The organism is Streptomyces gilvosporeus (assembly GCF_002082195.1).
In the GTDB taxonomy this organism is placed as follows: Bacteria; Actinomycetota; Actinomycetes; order Streptomycetales; family Streptomycetaceae; genus Streptomyces; species Streptomyces gilvosporeus.
Map to the genome: position 1 here is coordinate 2,820,285 of NZ_CP020569.1, position 13,733 is coordinate 2,834,017.

Annotated in this window: 11 protein-coding genes; 4 read left to right on the forward strand and 7 right to left on the reverse strand. The window is 74.2% G+C overall.

Features of this window, described 5'->3' with window-relative positions:
• Positions 1 to 3 precede the first annotated feature (3 nt).
• The 4 genes from B1H19_RS12375 to rsmH are packed head-to-tail and all read right to left on the reverse strand — an operon-like array spanning position 4 to position 5,287.
• Entirely contained in the window at positions 4 to 1,788 is a 1,785-nt protein-coding gene (locus tag B1H19_RS12375; RefSeq protein WP_083104686.1) for a Mur ligase family protein, read from the reverse strand.
• Between the two features lie 18 nt (positions 1,789 to 1,806).
• The gene (locus B1H19_RS12380) at positions 1,807 to 3,846 is read right to left on the reverse strand and encodes a peptidoglycan D,D-transpeptidase FtsI family protein (protein WP_083109572.1); all 2,040 of its coding nucleotides are present in this window, start codon (positions 3,844 to 3,846) and stop codon (positions 1,807 to 1,809) included.
• An 8-nt stretch (positions 3,847 to 3,854) separates the two neighbouring features.
• Positions 3,855 to 4,322 carry a cell division protein FtsL gene (gene ftsL, locus B1H19_RS12385; RefSeq protein ID WP_083104688.1) on the reverse strand — a complete coding sequence of 156 codons (468 nt, stop codon included), beginning with the start codon at positions 4,320 to 4,322 and terminating at the stop codon, positions 3,855 to 3,857.
• Positions 4,319 to 5,287, reverse strand: a complete 969-nt coding sequence (gene rsmH / locus B1H19_RS12390; RefSeq protein WP_083104690.1) for a 16S rRNA (cytosine(1402)-N(4))-methyltransferase RsmH — start codon at positions 5,285 to 5,287, stop codon at positions 4,319 to 4,321. The genes ftsL and rsmH overlap by 4 nt, the downstream gene beginning before the upstream one ends.
• Before the next feature lie 417 nt (positions 5,288 to 5,704).
• Between rsmH and B1H19_RS12395 the strand changes: the two genes are divergently transcribed.
• From B1H19_RS12395 to B1H19_RS12410, 4 genes are all read left to right on the forward strand, one after another.
• A complete protein-coding gene (locus B1H19_RS12395) occupies positions 5,705 to 6,304 on the forward strand; it encodes a beta-class carbonic anhydrase (RefSeq protein ID WP_083104693.1) in 600 nt (199 codons plus the stop codon).
• A 143-nt stretch (positions 6,305 to 6,447) separates the two neighbouring features.
• On the forward strand, positions 6,448 to 7,470 hold the full coding sequence (locus B1H19_RS12400) for an AAA family ATPase (RefSeq protein WP_083104696.1): 1,023 nt from the start codon (positions 6,448 to 6,450) through the stop codon (positions 7,468 to 7,470).
• Entirely contained in the window at positions 7,470 to 8,846 is a 1,377-nt protein-coding gene (locus B1H19_RS12405; RefSeq protein ID WP_083104699.1) for a DUF58 domain-containing protein, read from the forward strand. The genes B1H19_RS12400 and B1H19_RS12405 overlap by 1 nt, the downstream gene beginning before the upstream one ends.
• Before the next feature lie 40 nt (positions 8,847 to 8,886).
• A complete protein-coding gene (locus tag B1H19_RS12410; protein WP_083109573.1) occupies positions 8,887 to 11,298 on the forward strand; it encodes a transglutaminase TgpA family protein in 2,412 nt (803 codons plus the stop codon).
• A 239-nt stretch (positions 11,299 to 11,537) separates the two neighbouring features.
• Here B1H19_RS12410 and B1H19_RS12415 read toward each other — a convergent pair whose 3' ends face one another.
• From B1H19_RS12415 to B1H19_RS12425, 3 genes are all read right to left on the reverse strand, one after another.
• Entirely contained in the window at positions 11,538 to 11,930 is a 393-nt protein-coding gene (locus B1H19_RS12415) for a DUF3040 domain-containing protein (protein WP_083104702.1), read from the reverse strand.
• A 307-nt stretch (positions 11,931 to 12,237) separates the two neighbouring features.
• The gene (locus B1H19_RS12420; RefSeq protein WP_083104705.1) at positions 12,238 to 12,993 is read right to left on the reverse strand and encodes a methyltransferase; all 756 of its coding nucleotides are present in this window, start codon (positions 12,991 to 12,993) and stop codon (positions 12,238 to 12,240) included.
• Positions 12,994 to 13,169: 176 nt separating this feature from the next.
• Positions 13,170 to 13,703, reverse strand: coding sequence for an SAV_6107 family HEPN domain-containing protein (locus B1H19_RS12425; RefSeq protein WP_083104707.1), 534 nt, complete (start codon positions 13,701 to 13,703; stop codon positions 13,170 to 13,172).
• Positions 13,704 to 13,733: the final 30 nt, after the last annotated feature.

Below are 13,733 nucleotides of genomic sequence, written 5' to 3' on the forward strand. Positions count from 1 at the left end.
GTGTCATCCCTGGTGGTTCGGCTGCTGTGACTTCATGGAAGCCTCGATGGCCTCGCGGAGCACCTGACGGTCGTCGAAGGGACGGACCACTCCGGCGATGTCCTGGCCCTGCTCATGGCCCTTGCCCGCGACGATGACGGTGTCGCCGGGCTCGGCGCGGGCGACGGCCGCGGCGATGGCGGCGGCCCGCTCCTCCTCCAGCAGCACCGTGCCGCGTTCGTGCACCGGCACCTCCGCGGCGCCCTGGAGCATGGTCGCCAGGATCGCGAGCGGATCTTCGGTGCGCGGGTTGTCGGAGGTCAGGATGGCCGTGTCGGCGAGGCGGGCGACCGCGGCACCCATGGGGGCGCGCTTGTGCGGGTCGCGGTCGCCGCCGCAGCCGAGGACGGCGTGCAGCTTGCCGTCGGTGACCTTGCGCAGCGCGCGCAGGACCGATTCGACGGCGTCCGTCTTGTGGGCGTAGTCCACGACCGCGAGATACGGCTGGCCGGCGTCGACGCGCTCCAGGCGGCCGGGGACGCCGGGGACCGCGGCGACGCCGTCGGCGGCGGTCTGCGGGTCGATCCCGGCGGCGATCAGCGAGACGATCGCGGCGAGCGCGTTGGCGACGTTGAACGGGCCGGGGATCGGGGAGGCCGCGCGCAGCGTCTGCCCCTGGGGGCCGTGCACGGTGAACGTCGAGCCGAGGGTGCCGACCTCGACGTCGGCGGCGCGCCAGTCCGCGTCCGGGTGGCCCTCGGCGGAGAAGGTCGTCACCGGGACCTCGGACCCGCCCTCGGCCAGCCGCTTGCCGTACTCGTCGTCGAGGTTGACGACGCCGGCACGGCTGCGGGCCTTGGTGAAGAGCCGGGCCTTGGCCTGGAAGTAGTCCTCCATGCCGGAGTGGAACTCCATGTGCTCCGGGCTGAGGTTGTTGAAGATCGCGACGTCGAAGACGCAGCCGTCGACCCGGCCCAGGACCAGCGCATGGCTGGAAACCTCCATGGCGACCGCCGTGACGCCGCGCTCGCGCATCACCGCGAACAGCGCCTGGAGGTCGGTGGCCTCGGGGGTGGTGCGCTCGGATTTGAGGCGCTCGTCGCCGATCCGGGTCTCCACCGTGCCGACGAGGCCCGTCAGACCGCCCGCCCGTCGCCCACCACCGCCCTTGGCCGACTGCGCTTCGCGCAGGCCCCCCTCATCGTCCTTCTTCGCGGCCGCGGCCCGCAGGCCGCCCTCGATGAGGTACGCGGTGGTGGTCTTCCCCGAGGTGCCGGTGATGCCGATCTGGAGGAGGTCCTCGCCCGGGGCGCCGTAGATCGAGACGGCCAGGGCGCCCATCCGGGTGCGCGGGTCCGGCACAGCCAGGACCGGCAGGCCGGTCTCTGCGGCGCGGGCGGCGCCGGACGGGTCCGTCAGGATCGCGGCGGCGCCGAGGTCGGCGGCCTGGGCGACGAAGTCGGCGCCGTGCAGACGGGCGCCGGGCAGCGCGGCGTAGAGATCACCGGGGCGCACCGCACGGGAGTCGTGGGTGATGCCGGTGACCTGGACGCCGGAGGCGTTGTCCGGAGCCGGGATACCCAGCTGTCCGGCGAGGTCCGCCAGGGGTGTGGGGCGGACCTGCTCGGGACGGGGCGCACCCGGATATCTGCCGGGGCCGCCCTCCTCCGTCGTCGGGGGTTTCGGGGACTGATCAGCTTGTGACACGGCGGTGAGCGTACCGGGCCCGCCGGGCCCGGGGCGAAGTGAGGGCCGCGTGCGGGAGCCGTTTTCGGGGTCGGGGGTGCCGTTGGTGGTGAGGGTCGTCACGGCGGTGGTGCCTCGATTTCATTCGCCTGGCTTGAAGGTGACCGGCAGGCGCGGGGGGCGGGTGCCGGTCGGCGGAACCTGAAGGGTTTTCAGCGCGAACGCCATGACCTGCTTGTAGATCGGGCCGCAGACCCGGCCGCCGTAGTAGCTCCCCACGGTGGGGTTCTGGACGGCGCAGTAGACCGTGATGCGGGGCTCGTCGGCGGGGGCGAAACCCGCGAAGGAGGCGGTGTAGCCACGGTAGCGGCCGGTTTTGGGGTCCACCCGGTTGGACGTGCCGGTCTTGCCGCCGACCCGGTAGCCGTCGATCTTCGCGCGGGGGCCGGTGCCCTCCTTGTCGTCGACCACCGATTCGAGCATGGCGGCCAGCGTGGATGCGGTCTTCGGGCTGACCACGCGGGTCCGCTCGGGCCGCGGGGCGGGGGCGTAGCGGCCGTCGGGGCCGGTGGTGCCGGCGATCAGCGAGGGGGCGATCCGCTCGCCGCCGTTGGCGATGGTGGAGTAGACGGAGGCGGCCTGGACGGCGTTGAGGGAGAGTCCCTGGCCGAAGGGGATGGTGTACTGCTGCGAGGTGTTCCAGTCCTGCGGCCTGGCCAGGATGCCGTCGGTCTCCCCGGGGAAGCCGAGTCCGGTCGGCCGGCCGATGCCGAAGGCGTGCAGGTAGGAGTAGAGCGTCCGGTTGGCCTCGGCCTGGGTCTTCCCCAGCTGGCCGGCGGCCAGGATCGTGCCGATGTTGCTGGACTTGGCGAGCACCCCGTTGAGGGTCAGATACCAGGTGCGGTGATCGACGTCGTCGGCGAACAGCCGGTCGCCGCGGTGCAGCCGGTTGGGCACGGTCACCCGGGTGGCCGGGGTGGCGACGCCCTCCTCCAGGACGGCGGCCATCGACATCAGCTTGCTGGTGGAGCCGGGCTCGTAGGCGTCGGTGAGCGCGGCGTTGCCCAGCGCCTCGGGGTCGGCCTTGGCGACGTCATTGGGGTCGAAGCCGGGCGCGTTGGCCAGCGCCAGGATCTCGCCGGTACGGGTGTCCTGGACGACGACGTAGCCGCGGTCGGCCCGGGACTTTCTGACCTGCTCGGTGATGGCCTGCTGCGCCGCCCACTGGATGTCGCGGTCGAGGGTCAGCCGGACGTCGGTCCCGGGCACCGCGGGGTGCTCCTGGACGTCCGCGGTGGGCACCCGGCGGCCGCCGGACTGGGCGTAGACGAGCTTGCCGTCCTTGCCCGCGAGTTTTCGGTCGAGCAGGGCCTCTATGCCGCCGCTGCCCTTGCCGGCGCTGTTGACGAAGCCGAGGACGCCGGAGGCCAGGTCCTTGTTGGGGTAGACCCGCTTGCTGTGCTTGTCGGCGAAGATCCCGACCAGGACGTCGGGGCGGGGCGCGCGCTTGGGTGCGGCGGCCGCCGTGGCGTCCAGCGTCCTACGGAGGTCCTTGATCCGCTTCCAGACCTGCGGGGTCTGCTGCCGGGCGAGCAGCACATAGCGCGTTCTGCGCTGGCCGAGCTTGGCGGCGAGGGTGGCGCGGTCCTCGTGGAGGAGGGGCGCGAGCAGTTTCGCGGCGCGCTGCGGGGCGTCGTCGATGCCGGTCCGCTCGGGCGCCAGCAGGCTGGGGTCGGCGGTGATGTCGTACGCGTCGACGGTGGCCGCCAGCGCCACACCGTCCCGGTCGGTGATCGCGCCGCGCTCGGCGGCCAGCTTGACGGGGACATAGCGGTTCTCGTTGGCCTTGGCGGCGTACGCGCTGGCGTCCACGGCCTGCACCTGGAAGAGCCGTACGACGAAGGAGAGCAGCACCAGCGTCAGCGCCAGCGAGACCAGGCGCAGCCGGGGGCGCGGGCTGCCCAGGCGGAGCACGGCGGGGGGCCGGGGGGCGGACTGTCGGGGGGCGGTGCGTGCGGCGGCCGGCCTGGAGGCGGCTTTCGCGGCGGAGGGGGCGGCGGGCTTCGCGGCCCGGGCCGCGGTCTTCCTGGCCGCCGGGCGCGGCGCCGCGCCGCGGCCCGCCGCAGATCCGGGCCGGGCGGGGCGCGGGACGCGGCGGCGGGGTTGCCTGGGCTCGGTCATGCCGCCGGTCACCTGCCGTGGGTCGTCGGGGACGGGGTGGCGGACGGGTCCGCGAAGGGCGTCAGGCCCTTCCGGGACGGCTCGGCGGGCGCGCTCAGCGCCGTCTCCTCCCCCGTGGCCACGCTCGGTTTGCCGCGCACCGTCCCGTCGGGCATCAGGAACGCCGGGTTGCCGCCGGGCACCATCCCCAGCTTCCGGGCGCGCTTCTCCAGGGCGTCCGGCGCGGAGTAGCCGTCCACCTCCTGTTGCAGCGCCTGCTGTTCGTCCGTCAGGTCGTCGGTCTTCTTCTCCAGCCTGCTCAGCTCGAACGACCCTTGGTTCAGGGCGGAGTTGAGCAGCAGCAGGGTGATCAGCCCGGAGCCGAGCAGCACGACGATCAGCAGGACGAAGGGGGTGCGGGCCGCGGTGCCGGCGCCTGCGGGCAGGAGTGCGGCCAGCCGTCCGGGTCTCCGGGGCGGCCGCCCCCGGGCCTTCATGCGCGGTCCTCGACGTTCTCGCGGATGCGCTCGGCGCCGCGCAGCCGGGCGGGGGCCGCGCGGCGGTTCTCGGCGATCTCCTCGTCCGTGGGCAGTTCCGCGCCGCGGGTCAGCAGCTTGAGGCGCGGCTGGTAGCGCTCGGGGACCACGGGGAGACCGGGCGGCGCGGTGGTGGCCGCGCCGGCCGCGAAGACCTGCTTGACCAGGCGGTCCTCCAGCGAGTGGTAGGCGAGCACGGCGATCCGGCCGCCGACCGCCAGCGCCTCGACCGCGGCCGGAATGGCCCGCTCCACACAGGCCAGCTCCCCGTTGACCTCGATGCGCAGCGCCTGGAAGGTGCGCTTGGCGGGGTTGCCGCCGGTGCGCTTGGCGGCCTGCGGCAGCGCCTCGCGGATCAGCTCCACCAGCCGCGCACTGTTCGTGAACGGCTCCTTGGCGCGCTCGCGCACGATCGCCGAGACGATCCGCTTGGCCTGCTTCTCCTCCCCGTAGGCGCGCAGGATCCGCACCAGCTCACCGGGGGCGTAGGTGTTGAGGACGTCCGCGGCGCTGATACCGGTGGTCTGGTCCATCCGCATGTCCAGGGGGGCGTCCTGGGCGTAGGCGAACCCGCGCTCGGCCTCGTCCAGCTGCATGGAGGAGACGCCGAGGTCGAAGAGGACGCCCTGGACGCGCGGGGTCCCGAGCCGGTCCAGGACCTCGGGCAGCTCGTCGTAGACGGCATGCACCAGGGTGGCGCGCTCGCCGTACGGGGCCAGCCGCTCGCCGGCGAGCTCCAGGGCGGACGGGTCGCGGTCCAGGGCGATCAGCCGGGCCTCGGGGAAGGTGGCGAGCAGCGCCTCGCTGTGCCCGCCGAGGCCGAGGGTGCAGTCGACGACGACCGCTCCGGGCTCGGCGAGCGCGGGGGCGAGCATGTCCAGACACCGCTGGAGCATGACGGGTACGTGGCGAGTGTTACTGCTCATGCCTCTTCCGATGGGGTGGGCGGCAGGTGGGTCCCCGGCCGTTGGCTGGGGGGTGCCGTACGTACCGCTTGGTCCCCGCCCGCTCTGAAGGGGAAGTGGTCCTCCGGCGACGGGGAAGTGGCGTCGGAAGTACCGGTGGAGCGGGAGGAGGCCGAGCCGTACGTGCGACGCATCGCACGCGAGGGATTCGGGATCCAAGGAGAGCGTCACGCCTCCCACTTCGCGCCACTTTAGTCCACCGGCTGCCCCGGTCAATCAACCGGTTCCGCGCGTCCCGCAACGGGTTTGCGGACCGGCCGTTCACCCGTCCGGAGGTATGTCCGCCATCACTGTGGGTTACCTCACACGGAGTGATGTTGACCCCTATGCCCGTCCTCACACGCGACCGGAACGGGTGTTGCCCATTACCGTGAAGGCATGCCCATATCTGCGTCGCAGCCGCTGCCCCCGTCCGCCGACCGCGCCGCCGACCGCGCCGGTGAGAGCGGTCTTCCCCACTCGGCGAAGACCGAGAGCCCGGGGACGGTCACCGATCGCCTCGTCGAGGCGAACCGTCGTTACGCCACCGACTTCACCGACCCCGGGATGGACGCCCGGCCGGTCCTCAAGGTCGCCGTGGTGTCCTGTATGGACGCCCGGATCGACCTGCACGCCGCGCTGGGCCTCGAACTCGGCGACTGCCACACCATCCGCAACGCGGGCGGCGTGGTCACCGACGACATCATCCGCTCGCTGACGATCAGCCAGCGCGCGCTGGGCACCCGCTCGGTCGTCCTGATCCACCACACCGGCTGCGGTCTGCTGAGCCTGACCGAGGACTTCCGCCACGAGCTGGAGGCCGAGGTCGGACAGCGGCCCACCTGGGCGGTCGAGGCGTTCAAGGACCTCGACGACGACGTACGGCAGTCCATGCAGCGGGTGCGCACCTCGCCCTTCCTGCCGCACCGGGACGATGTCCGGGGCTTCGTCTTCGATGTGACGACGGGCCTGCTGCGGGAGATCGATCCCCGGCCGTAAGGATCCGGCCAGACCGACTGACGCCCCGGCCCGGACGCACCGGACATATCGCCCCCAGTTATCCACAGGCCATGACGCGAAGCCGCGCGGACAGCAAGAATGCGTGGGTGACCAGTGCTTGGGGAAGGGCCGGGGAGGGCCGAGTGACGACGTACGACGACCGCGTGGGCCCGGGAGATCTGACCGCCACGGTGGAGCGGGTGCACCGTTCGGTGGAGGGAGTGATCGAGGGCAAGCCGGAGGTCGTACGGCTCGCGCTGACGGTGCTGCTGGCCGAGGGCCATCTGCTCATCGAGGACGTGCCGGGGGTGGGCAAGACCATGCTCGCCAAGGCGCTGGCCCGCTCCATCGACTGTTCGGTGCGGCGGATCCAGTTCACCCCGGATCTGCTGCCCTCCGACATCACCGGGGTCAGCATCTTCGACCAGCAGCGCCGGGAGTTCGAGTTCAAGCCCGGTGCGGTCTTCGCCCAGATCGTGATCGGCGACGAGATCAACCGCGCCTCCCCCAAGACCCAGTCGGCGCTGCTGGAGTCGATGGAGGAGCGTCAGGTCACGATGGACGGGCAGACCCATGAACTGCCCAGCCCCTTCATGGTCGTCGCAACGCAGAACCCGGTGGAGATGGAGGGCACCTACCCGCTGCCCGAGGCACAGCGGGACCGCTTCATGGCGCGCGTCTCGATCGGCTATCCCAGCGCCGCGGCCGAGCTCCAGATGCTGGACGTGCACGGCGGCGCCTCACCGCTCGACGACCTCCAGCCGGTGGCGCACGCCGATGAGATCGTCAAGCTGATCGACGCGGTGCGCACGGTCCATGTCGCCGAAGCCGTCCGCAGATACGCGGTGGACCTGGTGGCGGCCACCCGCAGCCACACCGAGCTGCGGCTGGGTGCCTCGCCGCGGGCCACGCTTCATCTGGTGCGGGCCGCGAAGGCCGCGGCGGCGCTGGCGGGGCGGGAGTTCGCGCTGCCGGACGATGTGCAGTCGCTGGCCGTCGCGGTGCTCGCACACCGGCTGCTGCCCACCGCACAGGCCCAGTTGAACCGCCGTACCGCCGAGCAGATCGTGCTGGAGATCCTGCACCGCACGCCGGTCCCCGATCCCTCCGCGCCGCAGTGGCGGCCGGGCCGCGGTCAGCAGCCGCCCGGAGTACGGGGGTTGTGATGTCCGACGGGGGAAGCCTCGGGGCGGGGCACGGGGGGACGCCGCAGCGGGCCGGGCTGCGGGCGGCGCTCGGGGGGCTGACCACGCGCGGCAGATCGTTCCTGGCGGCCGGGGTGGCCGCGGCGGTGTGCTCGTTCCTGCTCGGGCAGGCGGATCTGCTGCGGGTCGGGCTGCTGCTGGCGGCGCTGCCGCTGGTGTGCGTCCTGGTGCTGCACCGCACCCGGCACCGCGTCGCGGGCAGCCGTACGCTCACGCCCGGCCGGGTGCCGGCGGGCGGCGAGTCCCGGGTCCGGCTGCGGATCGAGAACGTCTCCCGCCTGCCCACCGGGGTGCTGATGCTCCAGGACCGGGTGCCCTACGTCCTGGGGCCGCGGCCGCGTTTCGTACTGGACCGGGTGGAGGCCGGCGGCCGGCGGGAGGTGTCCTACCGCGTCCGGTCCGATCTGCGCGGCCGCTATCCGCTGGGGCCGCTCCAGCTGCGGCTGTCCGATCCGTTCGGCATGTGCGAGCTGGCCCGTTCCTTCAGCACCGCCGACGCCCTGATGGTGGTGCCGCGCACCGAGCCGCTGCCGCCGGTCCGCCCGGCGGGCGAGACCCCCGGCTACGGCGACGGTCGCCAGCGCTCCCTGGCGCTGGCCGGCGAGGACGACATCATCCCCCGCGGCTACCGCCACGGCGACGACCTGCGCCGGGTCCACTGGCGGTCGACCGCGCGCCACGGCGAGCTGATGGTGCGCCGGGAGGAACAGCCCCAGAAGGCGTGCTGCACGGTCCTGTTGGACACCCGGGCACAGGCCCACGAAGGGGCCGGTCCCGAGGCGGCCTTCGAATGGGCCGTCACCGCCGCCGCATCGGTGGGCGTCCATCTGCTGGAGCGGGGCTTCTCGGTGCGGCTGCTGACCGACACCGGCAGCCCGGTGCCCGGCCTGGACGGCACCGGCGCCGCCGCGTCCGCCGATACGGCGGGGCTGCTGCTGGACACCCTCGCGGTGCTGGAGCCGTCCGAGGAGAGCGGGCTCTCGGCCGCGTACGACGTCCTGCGCGGCGGCAAGGAGGGTCTGCTGGTCGCCTTCTTCGGCGATCTGGACGAGGAGCAGGCGGCGGTCGCGGGGCGGATACGGCAGCGCTGCGGCGCGGCGGTGGCGTTCGTCCTGGACGGGGACACCTGGCTGCCCGGCCCCGGCGGGATCCGGTTCGCGTCGGATCAGCTGCCGGTGGCGGAACGGGTGCTGATGCTGCGCAAGGCGGGCTGGACGGCGCTGCCGGTGACCGCCGACAGCTCGCTCGCCGATCTGTGGCGGTGCGCCGCCGACCACGCCGGTGCGGGCCCGGAGCGGCCCGCACCGAACGGCGCCACGGCGGGAGGCGGGGTATGAAGGCACCGACGGGCGGAGCCGAGGGATGCGGGGTATCGGCATGAGTGGGCGGGGCCGACTGGCGCTGTGCGCGGCCATGGCGACGCTGTGCGCGGCCTGCGCACTGCTGCCGCTGGTGCAGCCCTTCGACTGGCTGGTGCTGGCTGCGATCCTGCTGGCGGTCGTGAGCGGTGCGGGCGCGCTGATGCGGCGGGTGCCGCTGGCCAGACCGCTGACCATCGCGGCGCAGGCGCTGCTCGCCGTCCTGGTGCTGACCGTGTGCTTCGTCCATGACCGGGCGGTTCTCGGGCTGTTGCCCGGGCCGGACGCCGTTACGGAGTTCGCCCGGCTGGTCCACGAGGGTCTCCGGGACGCCGGCCGCTACGCCACCCCGGCACCGGCCACCCCCGGCATCCGGCTGCTGCTGGTGGCCGGGGTGCTGCTGATCGGCCTGGTGGTGGACGCGCTGGCGGTCACCTACCGCAGCGCCGCCCCCGCCGGGCTGCCGCTGCTCGCGCTGTACTCGGTGGCGGCCGGGCTGTCCCAGGGCGGCGCGGGCTGGCTGTGGTTCCTGGTGGCGGCGGCCGGCTATCTGATGCTGCTGCTCGCCGAGGGCCGCGACCGGCTCTCCCAGTGGGGCCGGGTCTTCGGCGGGACGGGCACGGCCCGGCCGGGCGGCCTCGGCTCCGCGGGCGGCGCCCCGCCCCCGGTGCGTACCGGCCACCGGATCGGCGCGCTGGCCCTGGGGATCGCGCTGGTGGTGCCCGCCGCGCTGCCCTCGCTGGGCGGCGGGCTGATCGGCCCGCCCGGCGACGGCAACGGCCCCGGCGGCGGGGGCGGCACGATCTCCGCGGTCAACCCGCTGGTCTCGTTGCAGAACAGCCTCAACCAGCCGGACGACAAGGAAGTCCTCAACTACCGCACGACCACCGGGGACACCAGCGATCTGTATCTGCGGATAGTGGCCCTGGACCGGTTCGACGGCGCGGCCTGGAGGCCGTCCGAACGCACCGTCACCGACGTCCCCGGCCGGCTGCCGGGACCGCCCGGCCTCTCCGCCGACGTGCCCACGACCACGGTCAACACCTCCATCTCGACCGCCGACTGGTACGCCCAGAACTGGCTGCCGCTCCCCTACCCCGCCTCCCGGGTGGACATCGCCGGGCGCTGGCGCTTCGAGCCCGCCGGCCGCACCCTGGTCGGCGACCGGGGGCAGACCACCCGCGGGGTGCAGTACCAGGTCGAGAGCCTTCAGGTGCGGCCGACCGCGAAACAGCTGGCCGCGGCCCCGCGGCCGCCCGCCCGGCTGGTCCGGGAGTACACCAAGGTCCCCGCCTCGCTGCCCTCGGTGGTGCGCCGGACCGCGCGCGCGGTCACCCGCGGCGCACACACCGCGTACGACAAGGCGGTCGACCTCCAGGACTGGTTCTCGCTCAACGGCGGTTTCACCTACAACACGCAGGTCAGCGCGGGCAGCGGCAGCGAGGCCATCGCCCGCTTCCTGAAGGACCGGGAGGGCTTCTGCGTCCACTTCTCCTTCTCGATGGCGGCGATGGCGCGGACCCTGGGGATCCCCGCCCGGGTAGCGGTCGGCTTCACGCCGGGCACCCCGCAGTCCGATGGCACCACCTCCGTCAGCCTCAAGGACGCGCACGCCTGGCCCGAGCTGTACTTCCAGGGCATCGGCTGGACCCGCTTCGAACCGACCCCGAGCCGCGGCAGCGTCCCCGACTACACCTACCGCGACCACGGGTCGACCGGCGCCGATCCCACCGACCCCGCGCCCCGGCCCGCACCGTCCGCCGAAGCGCCGCACACCCCGTCCACGGACCCGAGCTGCGCCCCCGGTGAGCGGCGGCAGGGCTCCGGGACGGCCTGTGCGGCGGCGCCCGCCCCGCCCGGCGCCCGCCCCACGGCCGGTGGCCCCGCTCTCTGGCAGGTCCTGGCCGGCGGCGTGGCCGCGGTGCTCGTCGCGCTGCTGCTCTGCGTGCCGCTGCTGTGGCGGCTGCGGATACGCTCCCGACGGCTGTCGGGCGGCGACGCGGCGACGGACCCCCTGCCTGCCTGGCAGGAGCTGCTGGACACGGCCTGGGACTTCGGGATCCTGCCGGACGAGTCGCTGACGCCGCGCAGGGCGGCCGCCCGGATCATTCGCATCGGGGAACTGCAAGGGGAAGCCGCCGAGGCCGCCCACCGGATGGCCGCGGCGGTCGAGCAGACGCTGTACGCCCCGCAGCCGCACCCGGTGTCCGGCCTCGCCACCGACGTCCGGCGGGTCCACGCCGGACTGCATACGGCGGCCACCCGCACCCTGCGGCTGCGCGCCCGGCTCGCCCCGCGCTCCGCGGCCCGGCTCGTCCGGGCCTGCTCGGCCCGCTGGACGGCCTTCACCGGCCGCTGCCGCACCAGCGCCCCGGCCGCCGCCGCCCGCCGCGCGACATCGGCCCTGCGGCCGGGACGGCAGCGGGCGTAGGGGGCCGGGCCGGCGGGGGCCACGGACGGCCGCAGGCGCGGGCGAGGACTACGGACGGACGCGGGCGGGGGCGGGAGCCGCAGGCGGCCGGGCGGGTCCTCTGCCTGTGCCCGGCGTGCGCGGGGCCCGGCTCACGGCCCCTCGCCCGGCCCCCTACACACGGCGGCGCGGCCGCCCGATCCTGTCGGGTGGCCGCGCGAAGTCCGGTGAAGTGTCCGGCGAGCGGGGGGCGGTAGGGCTCAGTGGCCCTGTTCGTCGCGGCGGCGCTGCCAGCGGTCCTCGATGCGGTTCATCATCGAGCGGCGCTGACGGGGCTGGCGGCGGGCGGATCCGCCCGCGGAGGACTGCTGTTCACCCGGCTTGGGGGCCTTACGCCATCCGGTGACGGCCAGCACCGCGCAGCCGAGCATGACGAGGAAGCCCACCACGCTGACCCAGATCAGCGGGACGACCATGCCGGCCATGAGCAGGCCGATACCGACCAGGAAGCCCGCGACCGCTTGGTAGACCCGTCGCCGGGTGTACGTACGCAGCCCGCTTCCCTCAAGCGCTGTCGCGAACTTGGGATCTTCGGCGTACAGCGCTCGCTCCATCTGCTCGAGCATGCGCTGCTCGTGCTCCGAGAGCGGCACGGAGTCCTCCTACTCGTCGGTCGCGGGGGGCGACCGGGTGCGACCCTTTCAGGATAGGCAGGGATTCGCCCCCGTGAAACCCGCCCCTCAACGCCAGTTCACCGCTCCGGGCCGCCACGGCGGCCGGTGTGATGCTGCCTGCATTCCCCACCCGCCCTTCCGTCATGCCGGAACGTCGTACCCCGATCATACGGGGAGAAGGGGCCGATCGGGTGGTCCGTGACCGACAGCACGCGGTAATCGTGCAGCTCGCACGGGTCAGCGGCGACCCGGCCGCGGCCGGCGGGTGCCGGCCGGGGCGGGCGGCTCAGTCGCGCTCGGCCAGGACGTGCAGCTGAGTGGCCACGGAGTGGAAGGCGGGCTGCTCGGCGGCGGCCGCCTCCAGCTTGAGCAGGGCGTCCATGGCGCCCGGCTCGGTGTCGACCAGCACACCGGGGACCAGGTCGGCGAAGACCCGCACGCCGTGCACCGCGCCGACCGTGAGGCCGGTGGCGGCGACCAGGTCGGTCAGCTGCGCGGCGGTGAAGCGGCGCGGCACCGGGTCGCCCTCGCCCCAGCTTCCAGCGGGGTCGGTGAGGGCGTGCCGGGCCTCGGTGAAGTGGCCGGCCAGGGCGCGGGCGAGGACGGCGCCGCCCAGGCCCGCGGCGAGCAGGCTGAGGGTGCCCGCCGGGCGCAGCGCGTCGACGACCTGCCGCACGCCCTCGGCCGGGTCGTCGACGTACTCCAGGACGCCGTGGCACAGCACGGCGTCATAGCCGGAGCGCTCCACGACGTCGAACAGGCCGTGGGCGTCGCCCTGGACGGCGCGCACGCGGTCCTCCACCCCCGCCTCGGCGGCCCGGCGCTCCAGGGCGAAGAGGGCGTTGGGGCTGGGGTCGACGACCGTGACGCGATGGCCGAGGCGGGCGACCGGGACGGCGAAGTTGCCGGTGCCGCCGCCGGTGTCCAGGACGTCCAGGGCGTCGCGCCCGGCGGCTTTGACCCGGCGCTCCAGGGCGTCCTTGAGGACCTCCCAGACCACGGCGGTACGGAGGGAGGCGCGGGGGCGCAGCGGGTCAGACACGGCGGGTGGCTCCTCGGCGGGGGCATGAACGTCCAGTCGCCCACCACCCTATTCCGTCCGGCAGGGTGCGCGGCCTGCGGAGCCGTGCCACGGGCCGTCCGCGACACCCGCGCGAGCCCGCCCGAGGCCCGGCACGAGCCCCATTGGCCCGCCCGGACCCCCGGCGCCGCCCCGGATCAGCCCGCCCGGCGCCGCCCGCCTCCCTCCTCCCCCGCCGCCGGACCGCCGCCCGCCCGTTGCGGCGGCAGCGCGGGCTGGAGCAGCAGCATCCGCTCCACCAGGCGTAGGAACATCGCCACGTCCCGCAGCAGGTCGTCGGCGTCGCGGCGGCTGGCCGCACCGACTATGCCCGCCTCGGCCCTGGCGCGTCGTTCGGCACCGGCGGCGAACAAGGCGCTCCATTCGGACAGTTCGGGCGCGACCTCGGGCAGCACCTCCCAGGCGCTGCGTATCCGCTGCCGGCGGCGGACGGTGGTCTCGGGCCGGCCACGCACCGCGAGCACGGCGGCCGCGGCGCGCAGGGCGGCCAGATGGGCGGTGGCGAACCGTTCGTTGGGCGCCTGGAGGGTCTGTGCTTCGTCGAGGCCCTGGCGGGCCTGGGTGAGCAGATCGAGGGCCGCGGGCGGGGCTGCCGCCCGCCGCAGGACGGGGTGGACATCGCTCGGGGGACCGTACGCAGCGGAGCCGCCCACGCGGGGACGAGCTGCCATGACGAACCTCCTGTCGTCGCCTGCCGGTTC